Origin of the sequence: Brevibacterium sp. CS2, assembly GCF_005280295.1 — a bacterium.
Classification (GTDB): Bacteria; Actinomycetota; Actinomycetes; order Actinomycetales; family Brevibacteriaceae; genus Brevibacterium; species Brevibacterium pityocampae.
The window spans coordinates 1,176,796-1,201,132 of sequence record NZ_CP040020.1; the positions used below are offsets into that span (position 1 = coordinate 1,176,796).

Annotated in this window: 18 protein-coding genes; 12 read left to right on the forward strand and 6 right to left on the reverse strand. The window is 69.7% G+C overall.

The window, feature by feature from the left end; all coding sequences use genetic code 11:
- Nucleotides 1–83: 83 nt before the first annotated feature.
- The 3 genes from FDF13_RS05145 to FDF13_RS05155 all read right to left on the reverse strand — a co-directional run bounded on the left by FDF13_RS05145 (nt 84) and on the right by FDF13_RS05155 (nt 3,342).
- Nucleotides 84–1,139: a septum formation family protein gene (locus FDF13_RS05145; protein WP_137318727.1), complete on the reverse strand. Its 1,056-nt coding sequence runs from the start codon at nt 1,137–1,139 to the stop codon at nt 84–86.
- Nucleotides 1,140–1,296: 157 nt separating this feature from the next.
- Entirely contained in the window at nt 1,297–2,436 is a 1,140-nt protein-coding gene (locus tag FDF13_RS05150) for a Fic family protein (RefSeq protein WP_175406868.1), read from the reverse strand.
- 114 nt (nt 2,437–2,550) lie between these two features.
- Nucleotides 2,551–3,342, reverse strand: a complete 792-nt coding sequence (locus FDF13_RS05155; protein WP_137318729.1) for an exodeoxyribonuclease III — start codon at nt 3,340–3,342, stop codon at nt 2,551–2,553.
- A 178-nt stretch (nt 3,343–3,520) separates the two neighbouring features.
- Here FDF13_RS05155 and FDF13_RS05160 point away from each other — a divergent pair, with 178 nt between their 5' ends.
- The 6 genes from FDF13_RS05160 to FDF13_RS05185 all read left to right on the forward strand — a co-directional run bounded on the left by FDF13_RS05160 (nt 3,521) and on the right by FDF13_RS05185 (nt 10,472).
- Nucleotides 3,521–4,390 (forward strand): SDR family oxidoreductase, encoded by an 870-nt coding sequence (locus tag FDF13_RS05160; RefSeq protein WP_137318730.1) that lies wholly within the window; start codon nt 3,521–3,523, stop codon nt 4,388–4,390.
- A 439-nt stretch (nt 4,391–4,829) separates the two neighbouring features.
- A complete protein-coding gene (gene pyrE / locus FDF13_RS05165; RefSeq protein ID WP_137318731.1) occupies nt 4,830–5,402 on the forward strand; it encodes an orotate phosphoribosyltransferase in 573 nt (190 codons plus the stop codon).
- Between the two features lie 241 nt (nt 5,403–5,643).
- The gene (locus tag FDF13_RS05170) at nt 5,644–6,528 is read left to right on the forward strand and encodes an ABC transporter ATP-binding protein (RefSeq protein WP_137318732.1); all 885 of its coding nucleotides are present in this window, start codon (nt 5,644–5,646) and stop codon (nt 6,526–6,528) included.
- Entirely contained in the window at nt 6,528–8,357 is a 1,830-nt protein-coding gene (locus tag FDF13_RS05175) for an ABC transporter permease (protein ID WP_137318733.1), read from the forward strand. Before FDF13_RS05170 ends, FDF13_RS05175 begins: the two co-directional genes overlap by 1 nt.
- A complete protein-coding gene (locus FDF13_RS05180; protein WP_137318734.1) occupies nt 8,354–9,049 on the forward strand; it encodes a TrmH family RNA methyltransferase in 696 nt (231 codons plus the stop codon). The genes FDF13_RS05175 and FDF13_RS05180 overlap by 4 nt, the downstream gene beginning before the upstream one ends.
- Nucleotides 9,050–9,176: 127 nt before the next feature.
- On the forward strand, nt 9,177–10,472 hold the full coding sequence (locus FDF13_RS05185; RefSeq protein WP_137318735.1) for a hypothetical protein: 1,296 nt from the start codon (nt 9,177–9,179) through the stop codon (nt 10,470–10,472).
- 135 nt (nt 10,473–10,607) lie between these two features.
- Here FDF13_RS05185 and FDF13_RS05190 read toward each other — a convergent pair whose 3' ends face one another.
- From FDF13_RS05190 to FDF13_RS05200, 3 genes are all read right to left on the reverse strand, one after another.
- Nucleotides 10,608–11,753 carry an acyl-CoA dehydrogenase family protein gene (locus FDF13_RS05190; protein WP_137318736.1) on the reverse strand — a complete coding sequence of 382 codons (1,146 nt, stop codon included), beginning with the start codon at nt 11,751–11,753 and terminating at the stop codon, nt 10,608–10,610.
- A 31-nt stretch (nt 11,754–11,784) separates the two neighbouring features.
- Nucleotides 11,785–12,978 carry an acyl-CoA dehydrogenase family protein gene (locus FDF13_RS05195; protein WP_137318737.1) on the reverse strand — a complete coding sequence of 398 codons (1,194 nt, stop codon included), beginning with the start codon at nt 12,976–12,978 and terminating at the stop codon, nt 11,785–11,787.
- Between the two features lie 248 nt (nt 12,979–13,226).
- Nucleotides 13,227–14,579 carry an MFS transporter gene (locus FDF13_RS05200; protein ID WP_137318738.1) on the reverse strand — a complete coding sequence of 451 codons (1,353 nt, stop codon included), beginning with the start codon at nt 14,577–14,579 and terminating at the stop codon, nt 13,227–13,229.
- Nucleotides 14,580–14,745: 166 nt separating this feature from the next.
- Here FDF13_RS05200 and FDF13_RS05205 point away from each other — a divergent pair, with 166 nt between their 5' ends.
- The 6 genes from FDF13_RS05205 (at nt 14,746) to FDF13_RS05230 (ending at nt 24,256) form a co-directional block, all read left to right on the forward strand.
- On the forward strand, nt 14,746–16,629 hold the full coding sequence (locus tag FDF13_RS05205) for a BCCT family transporter (protein ID WP_137318739.1): 1,884 nt from the start codon (nt 14,746–14,748) through the stop codon (nt 16,627–16,629).
- Nucleotides 16,630–16,909: 280 nt separating this feature from the next.
- The gene (gene fbaA / locus FDF13_RS05210; RefSeq protein ID WP_137318740.1) at nt 16,910–17,932 is read left to right on the forward strand and encodes a class II fructose-bisphosphate aldolase; all 1,023 of its coding nucleotides are present in this window, start codon (nt 16,910–16,912) and stop codon (nt 17,930–17,932) included.
- A 439-nt stretch (nt 17,933–18,371) separates the two neighbouring features.
- Complete coding sequence (locus FDF13_RS05215; RefSeq protein WP_137318741.1) at nt 18,372–20,012, forward strand: ABC transporter substrate-binding protein; 1,641 nt, start codon at nt 18,372–18,374, stop codon at nt 20,010–20,012.
- Between the two features lie 238 nt (nt 20,013–20,250).
- Nucleotides 20,251–21,339 (forward strand): ABC transporter permease, encoded by a 1,089-nt coding sequence (locus FDF13_RS05220; protein ID WP_137318742.1) that lies wholly within the window; start codon nt 20,251–20,253, stop codon nt 21,337–21,339.
- Complete coding sequence (locus tag FDF13_RS05225) at nt 21,339–22,475, forward strand: ABC transporter permease (RefSeq protein ID WP_137318743.1); 1,137 nt, start codon at nt 21,339–21,341, stop codon at nt 22,473–22,475. The genes FDF13_RS05220 and FDF13_RS05225 overlap by 1 nt, the downstream gene beginning before the upstream one ends.
- Nucleotides 22,472–24,256 carry an ABC transporter ATP-binding protein gene (locus tag FDF13_RS05230; RefSeq protein WP_137318744.1) on the forward strand — a complete coding sequence of 595 codons (1,785 nt, stop codon included), beginning with the start codon at nt 22,472–22,474 and terminating at the stop codon, nt 24,254–24,256. The genes FDF13_RS05225 and FDF13_RS05230 overlap by 4 nt, the downstream gene beginning before the upstream one ends.
- Nucleotides 24,257–24,337: the final 81 nt, after the last annotated feature.

Here is a 24,337-nt window from a genome sequence, read left to right on the forward strand (position 1 = left end):
ACGCTTCATGCGTGCGAGAACTCCTGCTCCGGGGCGCAGCGCGTGCAGGTGCGTGCGCCTCGGGCAGGTGCACGCGACGTGCCTCAGGAGCTGGGAAGCAGGTTCTCGGTGAAGTCGCCCTTGTCCGCCCGGTGGACGAGGCAGTGGATGTGGCGGTCGTTCTGGCCCCAGGTCTCCGCGGTCGGGATGACGTAGCTCGCGGCGAAGTCGGAGCTGAGCTTCGCCGGATCGAGTGCTCCGGCAGTGCCGGATTCGCAGAAAGCCTGCGCGTCCGCCGTCAGCGTGCTCGTGCCCGGGTACGTGTCGCCATCGATCTCCTGCTGGGCGTACACCTGCGCGAAGTGCGGCTGATCGCATTCGACGGTCTGCAGGGCGGTGGTGACGTCCGGATTGGCGATGCAGTCGCCCACGGCCAGGTCGGGTTCGCCCGCGGCATCCTGGGTCGGCTCCTGCGTGGGTTCCCCGGTGGGATCCTGCGTGGGCTCGGCGACGGCCGACTCGGAGGGCTCGGGCTCGCCTTTGTTGAGGATTGTGCTCCCGGCCCACAGGCCGCCGCCGACGATGAGCGCGAGCACGAGGAACGCGCCGACGCCCAGGCCGATGAAGAGCCCGGTGCGCTTCTTCTTGGGCGGGGGGCCGCCGGGCCCGCCCGGATATCCCGGTGCGCCCGGGTGGCCCGGTCCGCTCGGCGAACCGGGGTAGCCCGAGGCCGGGGACGCTCCCGGGTAGCCGGATGCCGGAGATGCCCCCGGGTAGCCGCCGGGGCCTCCTGGACCTCCGGTGCTCCCGGGTCCGCCGCTCTGCGGGGCGCCCGGATAGCCGGGCTGCGCGTTGCCGGGGTGTGCAGTGCCGGGGTGCTGGGGCCCGGGTGCGCCGGGACGGCCGGGACCACTTGCACCCGGATGTCCCGGTGCTCCGGAGGGGCCGGGTCCACCGGGACCGCTCGGGCGCTGCGGGCCGCCGGGGTATCCGTCGGCGCCCGGACCGGGCTGCTGCTGACCGCCCGGCTGTCCGGCGAACGGGCCGCCCGGTTGACCGCTGCCCGTGCCGGGAGGAGCCCCATGTCCCTGGCCCGTCTGCGGCCGGGGGGTGACCTGCGGGGGATTCGGGCGCCGATAGGGATCGTTGGGATAGCTCATGGCGTCCACACTAGGTCACGGTTCCCGCCGCCTACCAGCGCCCGAGCGGGAGTATGGCGGAACTGCAACACGGGATGCCCCCCCCTGCGCCTCAGTCGCTGTAGTCGACGGTTGACGGAGAGCGCGACTCACCAGTGCGCCGATTCCGTTCCTGCGATCATTCGTCTCCACTGATGGCGTCCCAGATCTCAGGGGCTACCCATCGTTCCTTTCCGCCACGGCCCCATCTGCCTTCGGATCTCAGCCACCCTTCGGCCTCGGCTGCTCTGATGGCCGTCGACGCGGTCGGTTGGCTGACGTTGAGCTCCCGCCTCACGCTCTCCACGGTGACCAGGGGGTTGCGGAAGATGATTTCGACGAGATGCGTCAATGCAGTCCTTTCGTTCCTGCGCGTGACAGCTTCTCGATACCGCTCCCGTGTGGAGATCAAGTGCTGCAGTCTGCGGGATGACGCGTCGGAGCGCACTTCGATGGCCCGGGCGAAGAACTGCACCCATTCGTCGATCTCACCGCGTTCTCTCACCGCCTGGAGCCGGTCGTAGTACTCGCGTCGGTGGGCTTCGAAGTATCCGGACACGTTGAGAGTGGGATGAGGCAGGATCCCGTCGCTGATGAAGCCGAAGAGTATGAGCAATCGGCCGATGCGGCCATTTCCATCGAGATACGGGTGAATGGTCTCGAACTGGTAGTGGAGAAGCGCGCTCTTGAGGACGGGCGCCATGGCGTGGTCGCCATTGGCGAATCGTTCCCAGTCGGTCAGGGCTTCGGGCAGATACTCATTGTGGGGCGGAATGAAAGCGGCTGTTCGGGGAGTGGCGTCTGCTGCCCCGATCCAGACCGGCGATCGGCGAGCCTCCCCGGGACTCTTCTCTTCCCCGCGAACGCCTGTCATCAGCACTTCATGCAGTCGATTGATGAAGCGTTGCGTCAGTGGCAGATCGGGCAGGAGCTCGACACCGAGCCTCATCGCAGCCAGATAGTTCTGGACTTCCTGGAGGTCCGGATCCACTGCAGACGAATCGGATATCGCTTCAGCAGAGAGAACATCACTGAGCGAAGCCTGGGTTCCCTCGATTCGAGAGCTCGACACGGCTTCCTGTGCCATCGACGGGGCCAGGAAGAGCGAAGGGTCCGGAACGATCAGACTCGCTCCCCCGAGCTTCCCCAGTGCCAGGCTCGCGCGGGAGAGTGCATCATTGGTCTCCTGTCGCAGAGATATCGAACGCGGAATCGGCGCCGGTCTGAAGAACGGGTGGTCCCACGCGAGCAGGGGGTCGGTGATGACGGTGCCGAACACGGAACTTACAAATCTGGCAGGGTCCACTGGATGATCTTATAAGAAACGCGGCCAGAATTTTTAAGTTTGTCGGATGAGGGGTCAGATCAGGGCGATTCGGAGGACGCCTGCGCCTCAGCCGCTGTAGTCGACGACCACCGGTGCGTGGTCGGAGGCACCCTTGCCCTTGCGCTCCTCGCGGTCGACGAACGCATCCTCGGCCCGCTCGGCCAGAGCCGGCGAGGCGAGCTGGAAGTCGATGCGCATCCCCTGCTTCTTGGGGAACCGCAGCTTCTGGTAGTCCCAGAACGTGTAGACGCCCGGTCCCGGGGTGAAGGGTCGGGCGACGTCCGTGAGGCCGGCGTCGAGGAGCGCGGCGAACGCCGTGCGCTCCGGCTCCGAGACGTGGGTGGCGCCGTCGAACTCGGCCATGTCCCAGACGTCGTCGTCCTCCGGTGCGACATTGAAGTCCCCGCACAGCACCAGCCGGGTGCCGGCGTCCGCGGCGAGCGTCCGGGAGACCTCCGCGCGGAGCGCCTCGAGCCAGGCGAGCTTGTAGGTGTAGTGCGGGTGGTCGAGTTCGCGGCCGTTCGGCACGTAGAGCGAGTGGACCCGCACCCCGCCGCAGTCGGCGCTGATCGCGCGGGCCTCGACATCGTCCTGGTCGCCGAAGCCCGGGACGTCGGGGAAGCCGATCTCGACATCCGCGAGCCCCACCCGGCTGGCGATGGCGACGCCGTTCCACTGGTTGAGCCCGTGGAAGGCGACCTCGTAGCCGCGCTCGGAGAAGACCTGGGCGGGGAACTGGTCGTCGCGGCACTTGAGCTCCTGGATCGCCAGCACGTCCGCGTCCGAGCGGTCGAGCCATGCTCCGATCCGCTCCGCCCGGGCCCGGATCGAGTTCACATTCCACGTCGCGATTCGCATGCCCCCACTGTATTCGACGCCTCGGACACGGGGCCGGGGCCTGAGCGCATGGACACCGGAACGGGCCGGACCCGGAGCGCACTGCCTGGGGATCAGGGTCGAGCCCCGGGCGTTCCGGCCCGGAGCGAGGCCGGAGTTTCGCGGGCGCCGCGTCAGCGGCCCGCCGTAGGGTGATCCCATGGACCGTTCGCCCCACTCCCGCACCTCCGACGCCGTCTCCCACCCCGGCCGCGCCGCGCATGCCCCGGAGGGCCCCGTGCCCGTCGCCCTCGTCACCGGGGCCACGAGCGGGATCGGGCTGGAGTTCGCGCGGGCGCTCGCGGCCGACGGCTATCACCTGGTGCTCGTCGCCCGCACTCTCGCCCGGCTGGAGGAGACCGCCGAGGTGCTCGAGGACGAGTACGGCGTCCCGGTGCGAGTGCTCACCGCAGACCTCGCCGCCGAATCGGGGATCCGTACCGTCACCGGCTTCCTCGACCGCGAACGGGTCGACGTCGTGGTCAACAATGCCGGCTACGGGCTCAAGCACTCGGTGCTCCGCACGGGCCCCGCAGACCTCGTCGCGCTCGACCGGGTGCTCAACTCCGCCGTCCAGCAGATCTCCTGGCACGCCGCTCACCGGATGATCGAACGGGGTCGCGGCGGGATCGTCAACGTCGTGTCGATGGCCGCTCTCACCACCATGGGTGCCTACGCCGCAGCGAAGTCCGCCGCCCTCGTATTCACCGAGAACCTCGCCGCGGAGCTCGCCGACACCCCGGTCACGGCGACCGCGGTGCTGCCCGGGTTCGTGCGCACGGAGTTCCACGACCGGATGCGCGTGGACATGTCGACGATGCCGGCCATCGCCTGGGTCGCAGCGCACCAGGTCGCCCGGGAGGGGCTGGCGGATGCGCGCGCCGGGAAGGCGGTGTCCGTGCCGGGCCTGCAGTACAAGCTCGCCTACCTCCTCGCGCAGGCCGTGCCTCGGCCGCTGCTGCGAGGCCTGAGCAATGGATTCCGATTCCGCCGTCTGCGCCGCCCGGCCCGGCCCGGACCGCACTCCTGAACGGGCCGCACCCGCTGCGGGGGCCGTCCGAGTCCGATCGGGCGGCGCGGCGTGCCCGGGCGCAGTGACGAGGTGTGGACATCTGACAGTACTCGCGAGTAGCGGCGGCTCTACTCCACAGTAGGTCTGACCTGCGCCGACGCCCGGAGCGCCCGGGTGATGCCTGTGACCCGCACGAATTCGCGCTTGTCTATGCTTTTTGTGAGAAGACTGAGAGTAATCGAGCAAAGTGAACGCCCGGTTTACAGCCGTCGGAATCCTGTGGTCAAATGGAACCATTCGTCCGGTGGGGATCGGACGAATGAAACGGACGTATGGGGATGCGTCCGGGTACTCGAGGGGAGTGCTGCAGAAGTCCCGGGATGTCGCGGTCTCCGCGCCCCGGGACTTCTGTATTCACCACTCCGGCACCGGCGCCCCGTCGCCGTAGACTGGGGCCATGTCTGAGACCTCTGCCGCGGATGCGCGCACCCAGCTCCTCGCCCTCATCGACGAACTCGCCGTGGTCCGCGGCCGCGTCACGCTGTCCTCCGGCAAGGAGGCCGACTACTACCTCGATCTGCGCAGGGTCACACTCGACCACCGGTCCGCCCCGCTCATCGGCGACGTCGTGCTCGACCTGCTCGAGCGCGAGGGCTACCTCGACCGCGTCGACGCGGTCGGCGGCCTGACCATGGGAGCGGACCCGGTCGGCACCGCGGTCATGCACCGCTCCGTGGTGCGCGGCACCCCGCTCGACACCTTCGTCGTCCGCAAGGAGGCCAAGGCCCACGGCATGGGCCGGCGCGTCGAGGGCCCCGATGTCGCCGGGCGCCGAGTCATCGCCGTCGAGGACACCTCGACCACGGGCGGCTCCGTGCTCACCGCCGTCGAGGCGCTGCGCGAAGCCGGGGCCGAGGTCGTCGCGGTCGCCGTCGTGATGGATCGCAACACCGGAGCGAAGCAGCGGGTCGAGGCGGCCGGCCTGCCCTACCTCACCGCCCTCACCACCGCGGACCTCGGCCTCGACTAGATCCGCTCCACGCCCCGGCTAGGCCCCCGATTCCAGCCCCCCAGGCCCCGGCGAAGCTGCGGGGCGCCCCAGGGCCTCCTCGGCACCCCGGCACACCCCGCGCGGCGACTGGGAATTGTCCGGATAACGAACGCCGGGCCGCCCCTCGGTTTGTGGCATGTCCCACCCTCGGGACACACTTGTCTCTGCGCACCCATCGGTCTGACGCGTGCGCACCCCTGGCGGAACAGAAGGACGATCAGTGCTCACACTCACAGGAATCACGCTCAAGTCGGGTCGCAAGACCTGGCTCAAGGACGTGTCATTCACCGCGAAGGCCCGCCGGATCACCGGCGTCGTCGGCCCCCGCGGCTCCGGCAAGACCGAGCTCACCCGCATCATCATGGGCCTCATCGAACCGGACTCCGGGACCATCACCCTCGAGGGCCACGAGCTCGGGTTCGGCGACCGCCAGAACTTCGGCTACCTGCCCAGCGAGCGCGGCGGCTACCCGAACATGAAGGTGCTCGAGCAGATCGTCTTCTTCGCCCGCCTCCACGGGATGACCATGGGCGCGGCCGAGCGCAACGCCGTCACCCTGCTCTCCCGCCTCGATCTGTCCGACCGCGCCTATGCGCCGCTGTCGCATCTCTCCGGCACCGAGGTCGCGCGCGTCGACATCGCCGCGATCCTCGCCGCCGACCCGGACGTCGTCGTCCTCGACGAGCCGTTCGACGGACTCGACGCCGCGAGCTCGGAGAAGGTGTTCGAGCTCCTGCGCGACCACGCCGACTCCGGTGTGCCGATCGTGTTCACCTCCGACAGCTGGGAGCTGACCCAGGCCGCCGCGGACGACATCATCGTGCTCTCGCACGGCACGATCGCCGGTGAGGGCACCCTGACCGAGCTCCGCGCCGACCACCGCAGCTACCGCGCCGATTTCGCCGACGAGGCCTCGGCCACCGCCGCCGAGGCGCACCTCACCGCGAGCCCGGGCGTCGCCACCGCCGCGCGCACAGGCGATTCCGTCGCCTTCGAGGCGAACGACGTCGACGCCGCCGGGGCCGCCGTCACCGGACTGAGCGGTCTGCGCGGCTTCACCACCGTCGAGCCCAGCCTCGCCGAACTGTTCAAGGAGAAGGTGTGATGACGAATCCCAAGGACACCGGCGCCAACGGGCCGAAGCGCGACCTGTCCTCCGACCTCGGGAACCTCGAGGACGACGAATTCCTGGTCGAGGACGAGACCACGACGACCGAGGACGAGACCACGACGACCGAGGACGACGCCGTCGACCCGCAGGATCCCGCCACCGACGATCCCGATGACGATGAACTCGCCGACGACGATCTCGACGCGGATGCGGCCGACGAGGAGATCGAGGTCGCGACGATCGATGATGACGACGAGGTGCCCTACGAGCTGCGGGAGGACCGGCAGGACCCGGCGACCGAGCCGCGCACCGGCCTCGTCTCCGAGTTCCGTGACCTCACCGGTCGCCAGGCGGCCTGGCTCGTCTCCAACCGGGAGACGACCACCGCCTCCCGCAGCCCCCTGTTCTACGTCACCGCCCTCGCCATCGGGCTCGCCGTGCTCGCCGCCCTCGTCATCGGGCTCGGCAACGCGGACTCGACGAGCGACGGCTCCGACACCGCGGTCGCGGTCGTCGGGATCGGTGAGCAGGCCCCGCTGTTCGAGCAGCAGCTCGGCATGACGGTCCTCGACGCGGAGAGCGTCGAGGTCGCCCAGGAGATGGTGCGCAACGGCGAGGCCGACGCCGCGCTCATCCCCGATGTGACGGGCCAGGGCAACGACACGATCGTCGCGCTCAACAGCGAGCCGACCGCCGTGCTCGACAAGTTCGCCCCGCAGATGCCGGTGACCTACCTCGAGCCCCCGGCGGTCAACACCGAGGCCGCGAAGGCGCTCGGCTGGGGCCTGGCGTTCCTCCTCATCGCCTCGGTGATGACCCTCGGCGCGCTGCTCTACTCGAACATGCGGGTCGAGAAGCGCAATCGCATCGCGGAGATCATCGCCGCCACCATCCCGGCGAAGTCCGCGGCCTGGGGCCGGGTGTACGGCCTCACGCTGCTGTCGCTGGGGTACCTCGCGATCGCCGTCGGCGTGCTCCTGCTCGGACTCTCGATCGCCTCGCGCACCTCGCTCGCGGTGTCGATGATGCCGGGACTCGGCTGGTTCGCCGGCCTGTTCCTGCTCGCTCACCTCCTGTTCCTGTCGCTGTACCTGTGGGCCGCGACCGCCGCCAAGCGCCGCGGCCGCCAGGTGGGCGCAGGACTCACCGTGATCCTCGTGCTCGGCGGGGCGCTTGCGCCGCTGTTCTTCCTCAACAACTTCGAGGCGCTCAAGTGGATGTCGTGGATCCCGTTCACCGCTCCGGTGGCGACCCCGCTGCGCTACTTCGCCTCCCAGGCCGAGTGGTGGGAGGGTCTGATCGCGCTCGGCTCGGTGCTCGTCGCCGCACTCATCGCGTTCGCCCTCGCCTCCGCCGCCTACCGCCGCAACCTCCTGCGCGGCTCCGGTCGCACCGGTAAGACCGCGAAGGTCAAGGGGGATCGGAGCAAGGGCGCCGAGACCGAGGACGGCGACGACGACGCCGCGGAGACGAGCACGAAGGACGCGAAGTCGTCGAAGGGCGCGAAAGCTGCCACGGGCGCGAAGTCCGCGAAGTCCGGGAAGTCCGGGAAGTCGACGACCGCTGGCAGGTCCGAGGACGTCGATGGCGCGGACCTCGATGACGCGGACGTCGAGGATTCCGACCCGGACGAGGATGCCGCGGAGGAGTCCACGGCCACGACCGCGAAGTCGACCGGGAAGTCGACCGGGAAGCCCGCTCCGGCGACGAAGGCCGCGAAGACCGCGACCGGGAAGTCCGCGGCGAAGCCGGGTACCGCCGGGAAGTCCGGGAAAGCCGGCTCCTCGGCCGCCTCGAAGCGGAAGAAGCCGGGCGCTCGGTGACCGAGCAGCACCAGGACGACGGGCAGGCGGGCTCAGCAGAGCGCCTGCCCGTCGGCGTCGGACCGTGGGAGGGCCCGCTGCCGGCAGGCGACCACTGGGACCCGGAGCTGCTCGCCGCCGGTGACCGCCGCAACGTCGTCGACCGATACCGCTACTGGACGCTCGAGGCGATCGTCGCCGACCTCGACCGGTCCCGCCACTCGTTCCACGTCGCCGTGGAGAACTGGCAGCACGACCTCAACATCGGGTCCGTGGTGCGCACCGCCAATGCCTTCAACGCCGCCGCCGTCCACATCGTCGGCCGGAAGCGGTGGAACCGCCGCGGGGCCATGGTCACCGACCGCTATCAGCACATCCACCACCACCCCGACGCCGCGGCGCTCGCCGCCTGGTGCGCCGAGCGCGGACTGAGCCTCATCGGCGTGGACAACTTCCCCGACTCGGTGCCGCTGGAGACCTTTGAGCTGCCCGAGGCGTGCATGCTCCTCTTCGGCCAGGAGGGCCCCGGCCTCACCGACGCCGCGCACGCCGCGTGCGATGCCGTGCTCTCGATCGAGCAGTACGGGTCCACGCGGTCGATGAATGCCGCCGCGGCCGCCGCGATCGCGATGCACGCCTGGATCCGCCGGCACGCCTTTGGCCAGCTCGCCGCCGGGGCCCCGGGCCGGGACCCGGCGCCCGAGCGCCGGTGAGCCCGCACCTCGGGCACGGGGACGGCAGGACCGGGGAGTCCGCTGCCCACGGGCCGGCCCGGCAGTGGCGCGGGAGGCCGCCTGCCGCATAGGTTTGAGCCAGCACTCATCGTCGAAAGGCTCGGCCATGTCCCCGGCACCCACCGCGTCCCTGCCGCCTCGCGCTCGGCGTTCACGTCTCGCCGGGGTCGCACTCCTCCTGCTCACCCTGTTCGTCCTCACCGGCTGTGTGAAGCTCAACTCCGACCTCGACGTGAGCACGGACCTCACACTGTCCGGGACGATGTCGGTGATGATGAAGAAGTCCGCGGTCGAAGATCTCGGGCAGACCACGGACGAGGCCCTGGAAGAGATGACCGGGGACGTGCCGGACATGTCCGACCGCGGCGTGACCACGGGGGAGGTGCACGACGAGCTCTACGTCGGTATCCGGTTCACCCTCGATGACGTCGACCCCACCGAGTTCACCGAGGACGAGCTCGGATTCATCTCGCAGCTCTCGCTGAGCGAGCAGGACGGCACGATCTCCCTGTCGATGCCCAACCCGGTGGCGATGCCGTCGATGGACATGCCCGCCCCGCCGACGGGCGGCTACCCCGGCGCCGCACCCGGCATCGACACCGGTCTCGGCGTCGACAGCATCCGCTCGATGCTCGACGAGTCGGTCATCGCGTTCACCTTCCCGGGCAAGGTCATCGATGCGCCCGGTGCGGAGGTCAACGGCTCGACCGCGTCCTGGGACCTGCAGACCTTCGAGGGCGAAGAGCTCACCGCTGAGGCGCAGGCCTCAGGGTTCCCGTGGTGGGTCCTCATCGTCATCGGCATCATCGTGATCCTCGGGATCGTGGCACTCATCATCGTGCTCATCGTCATGTCGCGGAAGAAGAAGCGGCAGCAGCAGGGCGCCGGATTCGGTGCCCCGGGTGCGCAGTACGGTGCCCCCGGCGGTCAGGGGTACCCGGGCGGACCTGCAGCGGCAGCCGGTCCCTACGGCTCGGGTCCGCAGCCGGGTCAGTACGGCTCGGGACCTCAGCAGGGGCAATACGGCTCGGGACCTCAGCCGGGGCAATACGGCTCGGGACCTCAGCCGGGTCAGTACTGCTCGGGACCCGCGCCCGGCCACCACGGCCCCGGACCCCAGCCCGGTCAGCAGCAGCCCGGCCCGTACGGCTCGGGGCCCGCACTGGGGTACGGCTCCGGACCGGCACCTGCGGGCTGCGGCGGACCCGCGGGCTCCCCGCCGGTGCAGCCGGGCAGCGGCCACCCCGGAGGACATCCCCAGGGCGGGCCGCAGATGCCCGGTCAGCACGCGCCCGGGCAGTACCCTCCTGGGCAGCAGGGAGGATTCCCCGGTCAGAACCACCCGGGTCAGGGTCATCCGGGACAGAACCCGCAGGACCGCTTCCGGCCACCGCGGCGCTGAGTTCGACGCCGACCCGGCCGCAGCGGTGAGCCGGGCGGTCGGCTGCGGCGCCCAGCGCGGTCGACCGGCAGGACCGGCTGACACGACAGAGCCCCTCGGGTGACCGAGGGGCTCTGTGCTGTCGGAGACCGGGACTCAGCTCACATCTGCGGCTTCCGGCTCGATGAGTCCGCCGAGCCCGGCGAGCTCCGCGACGAGCGAGTCCTCGTCGTCGAAGGTGCGCGGGATGACGGTGAGGCGCTTGGCGTAGTGGCCGATGGGGTACTCCATCGTCATGCCGATGCCGCCGTGCATCTGGATCGACTCCTGGCTGATCTGCTCGGCGGCGTCGTCGACGATGATCTTCGCGGCGATGACGTCGGCGTGACGCGACTTCGAGGTGCCGTCCACGTCCTGCGTGATCGCGAGCTTCGAGTACAGCGCCATGCTCTTCGCGCCCTCGAGAGTCGCGTACATGTCCGCCGCCCGGTGCTGGAGCACCTGGTTGCGGCCGATCGGCGCCCCGAACTGCTCGCGGGTGTGGAGGTACTCCGCGGTCATCTTCAGCGAGGCCGACATCGCACCGACGGCCTCCGCGGCGAGCGCGGCGTTGGCGGTGTCGATGACGCGGGCGATCGCATCGCTCGCATCGCCGGTTCCCAGACGGGTGGCCGGTGCGTTCTCGAACAGCACCGAGGCGGTCTTGAGGCCGTCGGCCTGCGTGCGCACGTCGACGGTCACGCCCTCGGCCTGCGCGTCGACGAGGAACAGGCCCACGCCGCCGTCGACGGCCGCGGACACGACGAACTGCGTGGCGGCGTCGCCGCCGAGCACACCGGACTTCTCACCGGTGAGCGTCGCGCCGTCACCGGACACCGCGGCGGTGGTCGCCGGGCTGGTGAGGTCGTAGCGGCTGTTGGGCTCCTGGCCGGCGAAGGCGAGGAAGGTCGTGCCCTCGGCGACGCCGGGCAGCACCTGTGACTTCTGCTCGTCGGTGCCGACGGCGTCCACCAGGCCGCCGCCGAGCACCACGGTGGGGAGGTAGGGCTCGAGCACGAGGGCACGGCCGAACTCCTCCATCACCACGGCGACCTCGGCGAAGCCCATGCCGGCACCGCCGTGCTCCTCGGCGAACGGGAGTCCCAGCAGGCCGATCTCGGCGTACTGGTTCCACATCTCCTCGCTCCAACCCCGGTCGGTGGCGAGGAGGGCTTCGCGGGTGCCCGCGTCGTACTTGGTCTTGAGCAGGCGGGCGACGGTCGAGCCGAGCTCCTGCTGAACATCGGTGAGTTCGAGATCCATGGGGCGATTCTCCTTCGAATATCGTCGCGGCTCAGAGGCCGAGCAGAGCCTTGGAAATGATGGACCGCTGGACTTCGGACGAACCGCCGTAGATCGTCACCTTGCGGTAGTTGAAGTACGCCTTGAGGGCGTCGGAGGCACCGGGCGGCAGGGTGGTGAAGCCGTCGGCGACCTCGCGGGAGTCGACGAAGTCGAGGGCCTGCGGGCCGAGCACGTCGACGAGCAGCTCGGTGATGTCCTGCTGCAGCTTGGAGCCGCGCAGCTTGAGCACCGAGGACCGCGGGTCCGGCTTGTCGGAGCCGGCCGCCTGGGTCGACAGGATGCGCAGCTGGGTGAACTCGAGCGCGGTGAGCTCGGCCTCGACCTTGGTCAGGCGCGCCGAGAACAGCGGGTCTTGCAGGAGCGTGCCGCGCGGGGTGCGGGTGGTTGCGGCGTAGGCCTTGACGCGGGCGAGTGCAACCTTCGAGGCGCCGATCCGGGCGATCCCGGTGCGCTCGTTGCCGAGCAGGAACTTCGCGTAGGTCCAGCCCTTGTTCTCCTCGCCGACCAGGTTCTCGACCGGGACCTCGACGTTCTCGAAGAACACCTCGTTGACCTCGTGGCCGCCGTCGATGAGCTGGATCGGGCGCACGGTGACACCCGGGGTCCTCATGTCGATGAGCAGGAAGGAGATGCCGGCCTGCTTCTTCACGTTCGGATCCGTGCGCACGAGCATGAAGATCCAGTCGCCGTACTGGCCGAGCGTCGTCCAGGTCTTCTGCCCGTTGACGATGTACTTGTCGCCCTGCTTGACCGCGGTGGTCTTGAGGGAGGCGAGGTCGGAGCCGGCGTCGGGCTCGGAGAAGCCCTGGCTCCACCAGATGTCGAGGTTGGCGGTCTTGGGGAGGAACCGTTCCTTGATCTCCTGGCTGCCGAAGGTCGCGATCACCGGGCCGACCATCGAGGCGTTGAACGCCAGCGGCGCGGGCACGGAGGCGAGCTGCATCTCCTCGAGCCAGATGTGGCGCTGCACCGGAGTCCAGTCCTGGCCGCCCCACTCGACGGGCCAGTTGGGCACCGCGTAGCCGTGTTTGTTGAGGATCTGCATCGAGGTGACCATGTCCTCTTTGCTCAGTTCCTCGCCGATCGCGTTGCGGCGACGGATGTCCTCGGGGATCTCGGTGCGATAGAACTCGCGCATGTGCTGTGCGAACTCGAGTTCTTCCTTGCTCAGCAGATTATCCATGGATCTTCCTCGATCGTTCGTTCAGGGATGGGGTCTGCATCCCAGTGTAGTAGCCGGAGTGGCAACAGTCACAATTGACCGTTACCGCTGAGTAAGGTCGGATGCCCGCCGCCGAGGCGCCCTCGGGCGACGAGCTGCCGGCACCGCGCGATCGGCACGTCGAGCTGTCACGGATGCTCGAGAATCCGCCCGGGTCTCGAGCACAGGCGGCAGGTCGATGGCGTTGCGTGATCGATCGGCCCGCGCGATCAGCTCTCCTGTGCGCGCACCTCGGCGGGTCGGCCGACCGGCAGGAAGAGGATCAGGCCGACGGTGAGGACGAGCGCGATCCCGATCGCGCCGGCGCGCTGGAAGCCGACCAGCATGATGAAGGTCGAGAACATGAAGGGGCCGAGGAAGCTCACGGCCCGCCCGGTCGTGGCATAGAGTCCGAAGTTCTCACCGGCCCGCTCCGGCGGCGTGATCCGGGAGAGGAAGGAGCGCGAGGCGGCCTGCACCGGGCCGACGAACAGGCACAGCCACATCGCCGCGACCCAGAACACCGTCTTCGAATCGCTGACGATGATCGGCAGGGAACCGGCGATGAGGCAGACGAGCCCGACGATGATCACCGCGCGCGGTCCGAACCGGTCGTCGAACCAGCCGGCGCTCACCGCCCCGATCCCGGCGACGAGGTTCGCCGCCACCCCGAGGTAGATGACCTCCGCACCGCTGAAGCCGTAGGAGCCGAGTGCGATCACCCCGGCGAAGGCGAAGATCGTCGTCAGGCCGTCGCGGAACACCGCCGAGGCGAGGAAGAACTTGAGCGTCTCCCGGTCGCTGCGGAACAGGTCGAGGATCCGTTCGACGACGTGGAGGAGGTCCCGGCCCCACTGCCGCACCATGCCGCGCACACCCCCACCGGGCCCGGCCGCCGCGCCCGGCACATCGCGCGGGCCGAACACGAGCAGCGGGACGGCGAACACCGCGAACCACACGCCCGAGGCCGCCGCCACGATCCGATACCGCATCCCGTCCTCGTCGGTGGCGCCGAACAGGCCCACCTCCGGCTGGATCACGGTGAACAGGAGGATGACGAGGAGCGCGAGCCCGCCGAAGTAGCCCAGCCCCCAGCCGAAACCGGAGATCCGCCCGGCGGTGCTCGGCGTGGAGATCCGGGAGAGCATCGCGTTGTAGAACACCTCGGCGAGCTCGTAGAAGATCCCGGCGAGCCCGAGGAGCAGCAGGCCCGGCCACAGGTAGCCGGGGGAGTCCCGGATGAAGAACATGCCGAGCACGCAGGCGACGACGAGGAAGGTGTTGACGCCGAGCCACAGCCGGTGCCGACCGCTCGAATCCGCGCGGGTGCCGACGGCCGGGGCGAGGAGGGCGACGACGACCCCGGCGATCCCGGTCACCCAGCCGAGCGCCGCGGAGCCGGCGACCTCGTCCGCCGCGACGCCGGAGGTCAGGTAGGGGGCGAAGACGAAGGTGACGACGACGGCGCTGTACGCCGAACCGCCCCAGTCCCACAGCGCCCACGACAGCACGGTGCGCTTGGGTGCGGTCCCCGAGGGACGGGGCACCTCGGATGCGGGACGCTCCGTCTCGGGGGTGCTCATACCGGGCACTCTAGCCGTGCACCTCGTCACACGGGGCGTCCAGGGGATGAAACCTGGGAATCTCCCGAGTACCCTCGTCACGGTACGACACCCGGGACTCACGGAACCCAGGCCATACGGAACCCAGACCTCACGACGATTCAGCGAATACGGAACGGACACCCGGATGAACGCATCAGACAGCACCGGCGCGGCCGGCGCGCGCGCCGACACCCGCGACGACGGCGTCGACCCGATCGACCCCGATCTCGAACCGCGGCACCAGATCGCCGAGGACGACACCGACGCGCAGATCACCGAGAAGCTCAAGCGGCAGGGAGTGCGCCTGGGCCGCGGCAACGTCGCACCGGCGGTGTTCTGGCCGTCGCTGCTCGTCATCCTCGCCGTCGCGGTGATCGCGATCCTCGCCCCCGGCCCCACCGACACCGCGCTGCAGGCGGTGCAGGGCTGGATCGTGACGAACCTCGGCTGGTACTACATGCTCATCATCGCCGGGTTCATCGTGTTCGTCGTCGGCATCGCGCTCTCGAAGTTCGGGCGCATCCGGCTCGGCGACGACGACGAGCGCCCCGAGTTCGGGCTCCTGTCGTGGTTCGCGATGCTGTTCTCCGCCGGCATGGGCATCGGCCTCGTGTTCTACGGCGTCGGTGAGCCGCTGACCTACGCCACGTCGAGCCCGAAGCCGGGCTGGAGCGGCGACGAGACCGAGCTCGCGCAGCTCGCGATGGCGCAGACCTTCGTCCACTGGGGTCTCCACCCCTGGGCCATCTACGCCGTCATCGGCCTCGCGCTCGCCTACGCCGTGCACCGTCGCGGCCGTCCGATCTCGATCCGCTGGGCCCTCGAACCGGTGTTCGGCGAGCGCGTCAAGGGCTGGGTCGGCGACGTCATCGACATCCTCGCGATCTTCGGCACCGTGTTCGGCGTCGCGACCTCACTCGGCCTCGGCGTCCAGCAGATCGCCTCGGGCATGTCGAGCCTCGGCGTCGTGGACACGGTCGACAACACGATCCTCGTCATCCTCATCGTCGTCATCACCTTCCTCGCCACCCTGTCCGTCGTGTCGGGTCTCGGCAAGGGCATCAAGTGGCTGTCGAACATCAACCTCTCCCTCGCCGGCATCCTGCTCATCTCGGTGCTGCTCCTCGGCCCGACGCTCTTCCTGTTCCAGAACTTCATCGAGTCGCTCGGCACCTACCTCGCCAACGTCCTCGACATGTCCTTCGACGTCGGCGCCTACACCGGCGAGGAGGGGGCCGCGTGGAACTCCTCGTGGACGATCTTCTACTGGGGCTGGTGGATCTCCTGGGCGCCGTTCGTCGGCGTCTTCATCGCCCGGATCTCCCGTGGGCGCACCATCCGCGAGTTCATCGCCGGCGTCCTCCTCGTGCCCACGATCGTCGGCTTCTTCTGGTTCTCCGTGATGGGCGGCGCCGGCATCTACCGGCAGATCTTCGGTGCCGGAGACCTCGTCGACCCGGAGGCGGGCGTCGTCGCCGAGGCCGCCCTGTTCGACGTGCTCACCGGCCTGCCGCTGGGCACCATTCTGTCGGTCGCCGCGATCGTCCTCGTCGCGATCTTCTTCATCACGTCTTCGGACTCCGGCTCGCTCGTCGTCGACATGCTCGCCTCCGGCGGCCACCCCAACCCGCCCACGTGGTCGCGCGTGATGTTCGCCCTCCTCGAGGGTGCGCTGGCGATCGGCCTGCTGCTCGCCGGCGGTCTCCAGGCGCTCCAGGCGGCCTCGCTCGCCACCGCGCTGCCGTTCAGCGTGGTCATGCTCCTCATGGCCGTGTCCACCCTGCGGAGCCTGCAGGTGGACCAGGCGCTGCGGGAGAAGCGGGAGCGGGAGGAGCGCTACGCGATGCTCAGCGGCAAGCTCGCCGACGACTTCGACCACGCGTTCGGCCGGCAGGTCGACACGCGCGTCGACGACCGGATCGACTACCGGCTCTCCCGCACCACCGGCCCGTTCACCCGCGGCCGAGCCGAGGCGCCGGGTGCCGGGGAGGCCGCTCGCGCAGACGGCGGGGCGCCGCAGGGCGAGTGACCCGGGCCCGAGGCGCCCGCCCGGACCGGCACCGGGCGGGCGCCTCGGCGCCGTCCGCACCACCCCGTCCGTGGTCTGCGCCATCCCGCCCGTGCTCTGCGCACCCCCGTTGCCGCGGTGCCGCGCCGCGCGGAATCGGCGGGCACCTGGGGGCGGGCTCCTGGGAGCCCCGTGAGGGGCGCGCTGATGACTGGCACCGGCCGGGCGGACGTGAAAACATCGGAGGCAGGACCCGCACGCCGCCGATTCCGAGCGCGGCCCGGTGGAACAAGGAGACGACATGCCCATTGCAACTGCTGAGGTCTACAGCGAGCTTCTCGACCGCGCCAAGTCCCGCGGCTTCGCCTATCCGGCCGTCAACTGCACCTCCTCCCAGACGATCAACGCCGCGATCCGCGGCTTCGCCGAGGCGGAGTCCGACGGCATCATCCAGATCTCGACCGGCGGCGCGGAGTACATGTCCGGCCCGACGATCAAGGACCGCGTGCGCGGCGCCGTGGCGTTCGCCGCGTTCGCCCAGGAGGTCGCCAAGAGCTACGACGTCAACATCGTGCTCCACACCGACCACGCGCCCAAGGACGCCGTCGAGGCGTGGGTCAAGCCGCTCCTCGAGCTCTCCGCCGAGCGCGCCCGCAACGGCGAGCAGCCGCTGTTCGGCTCCCACATGTGGGACGGCTCCGCGGTGCCGCTCGACGAGAACCTTCAGATCGCCGAGGAGCTCCTCGCGCTGTCGGCGAAGGCGAACACCCTGCTCGAGGTGGAGATCGGTGTGGTCGGCGGCGAGGAGGACGGCGTCGAGAACGCCATCAACGACAAGCTCTACACCACGGTCGAGGACGGCCTGGCCACCGCGCGGGCGCTCGGCACCGGTGAGAAGGGCCGCTACCTGACCGCGCTGACCTTCGGCAACGTCCACGGTGTGTACAAGCCGGGCAACGTCAAGCTCCGTCCCGAGCTCCTCAAGGAGATCCAGGACGCCGTCGGCGCGGAGGTCGGCAAGGAGAAGCCGTTCGACCTCGTGTTCCACGGCGGCTCCGGTTCGACGGCGGAGGAGATCGCCGCCGCGGTGAGCCACGGCGTGGTGAAGATGAACATCGACACCGACACCCAGTACGCCTTCACCCGGCCCGTCGCCGACCACATGTTCCGCGACTACGACGGCGTGCTCAAGATCGACGGCGAGGTCGGCAACAAGAAGCAGTACGACCCGCGCGCCTGGGGCAAGGCCGCCGAGGCCGGCATGGCCGCGCGCATCGTCGAGGCCTGCGAGAATCTCGGGTCCGCCGGCAACGCGCTCAAGTGACCGACGGTGCGGAGGTCGTCCTCCGCACCGCTCAGGCCGGCCCCGGGGAGGCGTCCGGTCCGGGGATGCGACTGTTCCTGCAGACGGCAGCCGAATATCGGCCCTTCGGGGCTGTTTGCGACTGAATTCCATCGTCTGCTCCAGAATCAGTCGCATCGAGGTGCGGGAGGGCCGCAGCCCGCGCAACCGGGGAGGCCGCGTGCCCGGCCCGCATGCCCCGCGAAAGTGACGATTCGGTTGCATTCGGGCGTCCGGCGGGCGAACAGGGGCCGGGAGTTCCGGAAGGGACTACGATGATGCGTGTCTCTCAGCCGATGCCCACGGAACAGGGATGGCGTGCTCAGATCTGAGCGCAGCAGCCGCCCACCGCCTCGCGCGATGTCGGCCGAGCCCCAGCGGATCTCCACCCTGAGATCCCGACCGAGATAAGGATGTATCGATGACTCGCACTCGTGCGCTGCTCAAAGCCGGTGCAGCACTGAGCGCCACCGCGCTCCTGCTGTCCGCCTGCTCCACCTCCACCACCGACACCTCGGGAGAGGGCGGTGAAGGCGGCGGTGACGCCCTGACGATCGGCACCACCGACAAGGTCACCGTGCTCGACCCGGCCGGCTCCTACGACAACGGCTCGTTCTTCGTCATGCAGCAGGTGTTCCCGTTCCTGCTCGCCTATACCCCCGGCACCGCCGAGACCGAGCCCGACATCGCGGAGTCCGCCGAATTCACCGAGCCGACCAAGTACGAGGTGAAGCTCAAGGAGGGCCTGAAGTTCTCCAATGGCAACGACCTCACCTCGTCCGACGTCAAGTTCAGCTTCGACCGTCAGAAGTCGATCCAGGACCCCAACGGACCGTCCTCGCTGCTCGGCGGCCTCGAGTCGATCGACACCCCGGACGAGCAGACGGTCGTCTTCAACCTCACCCGTGAGAACGACCAGACGTTCCCGCTCGTGCTCGCCGGCCCGGCCGGCCCGATCGTCGACGAGGACGTGTTCTCCGCCGAGGAGATCACCGCCGACGACGACATCGTCTCCGGTGAGGCGTTCGGCGGCCCGTACGCCATCGACTCCTACCAGTTCAACGAGCTCGTCTCCTACAAGGCCAACCCGGAGTACCAGGGTGCGCTCGGGGAGCCGAAGTCCGACGCGGTGCAGATGCGCTACTACACCGACGCGAACAACATGAAGCTCGACGTGCAGAGCGGCACCATCGACGTGGCCTGGCGCTCGCTGTCGGCGACCGACATCGAGGACCTCGGCGGCGACGACAACCTCACCGTCCACGAGGGCCCCGGCGGCGAGATCCGCTACATCGTCTTCAACCTCGACTCGATGCCCTTCGGCACCGAGACCGACGAGGCCGACGAGGACAAGGCCAAGGCCGTGCGCCAGGCGATGGCCCACTCGATCGACCGCGAGGCGATCGCCGAGCAGGTCTACAAGGGCACTTACACCCCGCTGTTCGGCCACGTGCCGGACGGCCTGCCCGGTGCGGCCGAGGAGCTCAAGAGCGCCTACGGCGACGGCAGCGGCGGCGCGGACGTCGAGAAGGCCAAGCAGGCCCTCGAGGACGCCGGCGTGGAGACCCCCGTCGAGATCAAGCTCCAGTACAGCCCGGACCACTACGGTCCGTCCTCGGGCGACGAGTACGCCCAGATCAAGGACCAGCTGGAGAGCACCGAGCTGTTCACCGTCGACCTCCAGTCGACGGAGTGGGTGCAGTACGCCGAAGAGCGCATCGACGCCTACCCGCAGTACCAGCTCGGCTGGTTCCCGGACTACTCCGACGCGGACAACTACCTCGTCCCGTTCTTCTACAACACCGAGGACTCCCCGAGCTTCCTCGGCAACGACTACACCAACGACGAGCTCAACCAGAAGCTCGACGAGCAGGTGTCGATGGAGGACGAGGGCGAGCGCACCACTGCGATCGAGGACATCCAGAAGACGCTGTCCGAGGACCTGCCCACCCTGCCGCTGCTGCAGGGCGAGCAGATCGCCGTGGCGAACTCCGAGGTCACCGGCATCGAGGACACCCTCGATCCGTCCTTCCAGTTCCGTCTGGCACTCCTCGGCAAGTGATGCCGAACGGTCGGGCGGTCCTCGCCCGGCCGGCCGGGTGACGTCACCCGATCACCCGGCGGGCACCTCGGCCGAGGCGCCCGCCGGCACCACCACCGCAGCGGGGCGGGTAGGATCTTCCTGCCCGTCCCGCTGCGGCGTCCGGGTCTCCCTGGGCCCGGCCCGTGCGAGCCGCCCGCGTGATCCGCGGACAGCGCCGCCGCACCACACCCCTGCTCCCCAGCCCGATTGCGAATCCATGACAGCCAGCGTGCAAGCCCCGGAACTCGCCGAGGGTCCGGTCAAGTCCCCGAAGACCCGTCAGGGCTCGGGACTCGGCCGGTACATCCTCGTCCGCTTCCTCCTCATCATCCCGACCGTGTGGATCCTCACCACCCTGGTGTTCTTCCTCATGCGGATCACCGGCGACCCGATCACCGCCGCACTCGGCGGCCGGCTGACGCAGGCGCAGCTCGCCGAGCGCGTCGCCGCCGCCGGCTACGACCGCCCGCTCATCGTCCAGTACTTCGAGTACATGGGCGGTCTGCTGCGCGGCGACTTCGGGACCACCCTGTCGGACAACCGGCCCGTCACCGAGGTCCTCCTGACCTACGGCGCGGCCACGCTCGAGCTCGTCTTCTTCGCCCTCATCGTCGCGTTCCTCGTCGGCGTCCCGCTCGGCATGGTCGCCGCGAAGTTCCGCGACCGCTGGCCCGACGCGGTGCTGCGCGTGCTCGCGATCCTCGGCTACGCCACCCCGGTGTTCTTCGCCGGCCTGCTCCTCAAGCTCGTGTTCGGCGTGATGTGGCCGGTGCTACCGGTCGCGGGACGCGCGACCGGGAACACCGAGCTCCTCATGTCCGGCGTCGTCGGCCCCACCGGCCTCTACCTGCTCGACGCCCTGCGGATCGGCGACATGGACGCCGCCGGGGACGTGCTGCGCCACGCGGTGCTCCCGGCCGTCGCGCTCGGCCTGCTCACCGGCGGCACGTTCCTGCGGCTCGTGCGCACGAACCTCATCGGCACGCTCGGCAACCAGTACATCGAGTCCGGCCGCTCGCGCGGGGTGTCCGAGTTCCGGCTCGTCACCAAGCACGCCTACCGGCCCGCACTCATCCCGATCATCACCGTCATGGGCATGCAGATCGCCCTCATGCTCGCCGGCGCGGTCCTCACGGAGACGACCTTCGAGTGGAAGGGGCTGGGCTTCCAGCTCGCCCAGTACCTGGCCGCGCGCGACTTCGTCGCTGTCCAGGGCATCGTCGTCCTGCTGGCCGTGCTCGTCGCGCTGACGAACTTCGTCGTCGACATCATCGCCGCTCTCATCGATCCGCGAGTGAGGTACTGATGAGCACCGAGACCACCCCCACCCCCGGCGCTCCCGGAGCGCCCGCCCCCGAGGCGTCCGCGACCCCCGGCGCCCCGTCGAGCTCCCGTTCGCGCTGGTCGCGCCTGCCGGTCGTCAGCCACCTGCGCCAGTCCGTCGGCCTGCAGCGGGGGATGCTCATCAGCGGCCTGGTGATCTGCGCGCTCGTGCTCATCGCCGCGATCTTCGCCCCGCTCATCGCGCCCTACGACTACGCCCAGCTGCGCACCCCGGAGGGGGCGTTCGGCGCCCAGCAGCCGCCCAGCGCGGCCCACATCTGGGGCACCACCGTCGGCGGCTTCGACGTGTTCTCCCGGGTCATCTGGGGTGCGCGCACCGCGGTGTTCGTCATCATCGTCGCCGTCGTCATGTCGCTGTTCATCGGCGTGGCGCTCGGTCTGATCTCCGGCTACATCGGCGGCTGGCTCGACCGGATCCTCGTCGTCGTCGCCGACGCGATCTACGCCTTCCCGTCCCTGCTGCTCGCGATCGTCATGACGATCGTGATCTCCGGCGGGCAGTCGAACGTCGTCGGCGGTGTCCTGGCCGCGGCGATCTCGATCACCGTCGTGTTCGTGCCGCAGTACTTCCGCGTGGTGCGGGCGGAGACCGTGCGCCTCAAGGCGGAGCCGTTCGTGGAATCCGCGCAGGTCATCGGTGAGTCGAAGTTCCGCATCATCACCCGCCACATCTACCGCAATGCGACGCGCAACATCCCGCTGATCTTCACCCTCAACTCCTCCGAGGCGATCCTCACGCTCGCGGCGCTGGGCTTCCTGGGCTTCGGCATCGAGCCGACCTCGGCCGCGGAGTGGGGCTACGACCTCAACAAGGCGCTGTCCGACGTCACTTCGGGCATCTGGTGGACCTCGGTGTTCCCGGGCCTGGCGATCGTGCTCACGGTGCTCGGCATCACGCTCGTCGGCGAGTCGATGAATGACCTCAACGACCCGCGCCTGCGCGTGCGCCGCCGGGCCCGCGGCCGCAGGCGGGCCGGTGCCGGTGCCGGTGCCCGTGCGAAAGGTGCTGCCGGGTCCTCGGCGACTGCCCCCGGTGCCGCGGGCACCTCGGCGACCGGGTCCTCGGCCGCCACGACGACGAAGGGGGATCTGCGATGACCTCGGACAACCTCGCTGCAGCGCACGATGAGAACAGCCGCGCCCGGAGCACCGGGGCCGCCGGCACCGGGGCGGGTGGGGCCCGGCTGACGATCTCCGACCTCGACGTCACCTTCGCCACCGACGCCGGCGACGTCCACGCCGTCAACGACCTCGACCTGAGCGTGCGCCCGGGCGAGGTGCTCGCGATCGTCGGCGAGTCCGGCTCCGGCAAGACGGTGACCGCGAAGTCGATCCTCGGGCTGCTCCCGGAGACCGCGACGACCGGCGGGGCGATCGTCCTGTCCGGCACCGACGTCCTCACCGCCTCCCCGCAGAAGCTGCGGCAGATGCGCGGGGCGGATGTGTCGATGGTGTTCCAGGAGCCCTCGACGGCGCTCAACCCGGTGTTCACCGTGGGCTGGCAGATCGCGGAGGGCCTGCGCGCCCACAACCCGAAGATGAGCAGGAAGGCGATGCGGGCGCGCGTCGTCGAGGCGATGGAGAACGTGGGCATCCCGAACGCCGAGGAGCGCCACGACTACTACCCGCACCAGTTCTCCGGCGGGCAGAAGCAGCGGATCGTCATCGCGATGGCGCTGGCACTCGGGGCCCGGCTCATCGTCGCGGATGAACCCACCACCGCGCTCGACGTCACCGTGCAGGCCGAGATCCTCGACCTGCTCCGCGACCTGCGCGACGACATGGGCACCTCGATCGTCCTCATCACCCACAATATGGGCGTCGTCGCCGACCTCGCCGACCGGGTGGCCGTGATGTACCGCGGCGACCTCGTCGAGACCGCCGACGTCCGCACCCTGTTCGCGAATCCGACCCACGAGTACACGCGCGCGCTGCTCGCCGCCGTGCCCCGGCTCTCCGTCACCGAGGTGCCGGTCGCCGAGGCTGCAACAGGCGCCTCGGCGGGGGCGGCGGCCGCGGCTCCCGGTGCCGATCCGGCCGCGGACGTGCGCCCGGATATCGCGCCGGTGGTCGTCGCGCGCGACCTCGAGATCGTCTATCCGGGCGGCTTCGGCAAGAGCGATTTCACCGCCGTGGACGGCGTGAGCTTCGAGATCCGGCCGGGCGAGGTGTTCGGCCTCGTCGGCGAATCGGGGTCGGGCAAGACGACCATCGGGCGCGCGATCGCGGGTCTGACCCGTGCCACCGGGGGTTCGCTCACGGTGTTCGACCACGAGATGGTCGGGTTCAGGGAGAAGACGTTCCGACCCGTGCGTAAGCGGATCGGGTTCGTGTTCCAGGACCCGGCGGCCTCCTTCAACCCGCACCTGTCGATCGGCGAGTGCGTGGCCGAGCCGCTCGCGGTGCACCGTCCGGAGCTGGGCGATCAGCAGCGCCGGCGGGCCGCGCTCGACCTGCTCGAGGCCGTGCAGCTGCCGCAGTCCTATGCCGCCCGGTTCCCCCACGAGCTGTCCGGCGGGCAGCGTCAGCGTGCGTCCTTGGCCCGCGGCATCGCGCTCGACCCGGAGTTCCTCATCGCCGACGAGCCGACCTCCGCGCTCGATGTTTCGGTGCAGGCGAAGGTGCTCGAGCTGTTCCGCGAGCTGCAGGAGCGGTTCCACTACGCGGCGCTCTTCATCAGCCACGACCTCGCCGTGGTCGACATGCTCTCCGATCGGATCGGTGTGCTGTTCCACGGCCGGCTGCTGGAGGAGGGGACAGGTGCGCAGGTGCTCGGCAACCCGCAGCACGACTACACGCGGCGTCTCATCGCTTCGCTCCCGGTGCCCGATCCGGTCGAGCAGGCCCAGCGGCGCGAGGTGGCCCGGGCGCTGCGGTAGGGGCGGGGGCTGGCGAGTCCCGCGGGGGCTGGCGGGCCCGCGGCCACCGGCGGCATCACCGGTGGCATCATCACCCGGACC

Coding starts and splice junctions, on each gene's coding strand:
- FDF13_RS05145 (WP_137318727.1), bottom strand. CDS start 1,139: ATGAGCTATCCCAACGATCCCTATCGGCGCCCGAATCCCCCGCAGGTC.
- FDF13_RS05155 (WP_137318729.1), bottom strand. CDS start 3,342: ATGCGAATCGCGACGTGGAATGTGAACTCGATCCGGGCCCGGGCGGAG.
- FDF13_RS05160 (WP_137318730.1), top strand. CDS start 3,521: ATGGACCGTTCGCCCCACTCCCGCACCTCCGACGCCGTCTCCCACCCC.
- pyrE (WP_137318731.1), top strand. CDS start 4,830: ATGTCTGAGACCTCTGCCGCGGATGCGCGCACCCAGCTCCTCGCCCTC.
- FDF13_RS05175 (WP_137318733.1), top strand. CDS start 6,528: ATGACGAATCCCAAGGACACCGGCGCCAACGGGCCGAAGCGCGACCTG.
- FDF13_RS05185 (WP_137318735.1), top strand. CDS start 9,177: ATGTCCCCGGCACCCACCGCGTCCCTGCCGCCTCGCGCTCGGCGTTCA.
- FDF13_RS05190 (WP_137318736.1), bottom strand. CDS start 11,753: ATGGATCTCGAACTCACCGATGTTCAGCAGGAGCTCGGCTCGACCGTC.
- FDF13_RS05195 (WP_137318737.1), bottom strand. CDS start 12,978: ATGGATAATCTGCTGAGCAAGGAAGAACTCGAGTTCGCACAGCACATG.
- FDF13_RS05200 (WP_137318738.1), bottom strand. CDS start 14,579: ATGAGCACCCCCGAGACGGAGCGTCCCGCATCCGAGGTGCCCCGTCCC.
- FDF13_RS05205 (WP_137318739.1), top strand. CDS start 14,746: ATGAACGCATCAGACAGCACCGGCGCGGCCGGCGCGCGCGCCGACACC.
- fbaA (WP_137318740.1), top strand. CDS start 16,910: ATGCCCATTGCAACTGCTGAGGTCTACAGCGAGCTTCTCGACCGCGCC.
- FDF13_RS05215 (WP_137318741.1), top strand. CDS start 18,372: ATGACTCGCACTCGTGCGCTGCTCAAAGCCGGTGCAGCACTGAGCGCC.
- FDF13_RS05220 (WP_137318742.1), top strand. CDS start 20,251: ATGACAGCCAGCGTGCAAGCCCCGGAACTCGCCGAGGGTCCGGTCAAG.
- FDF13_RS05225 (WP_137318743.1), top strand. CDS start 21,339: ATGAGCACCGAGACCACCCCCACCCCCGGCGCTCCCGGAGCGCCCGCC.
- FDF13_RS05230 (WP_137318744.1), top strand. CDS start 22,472: ATGACCTCGGACAACCTCGCTGCAGCGCACGATGAGAACAGCCGCGCC.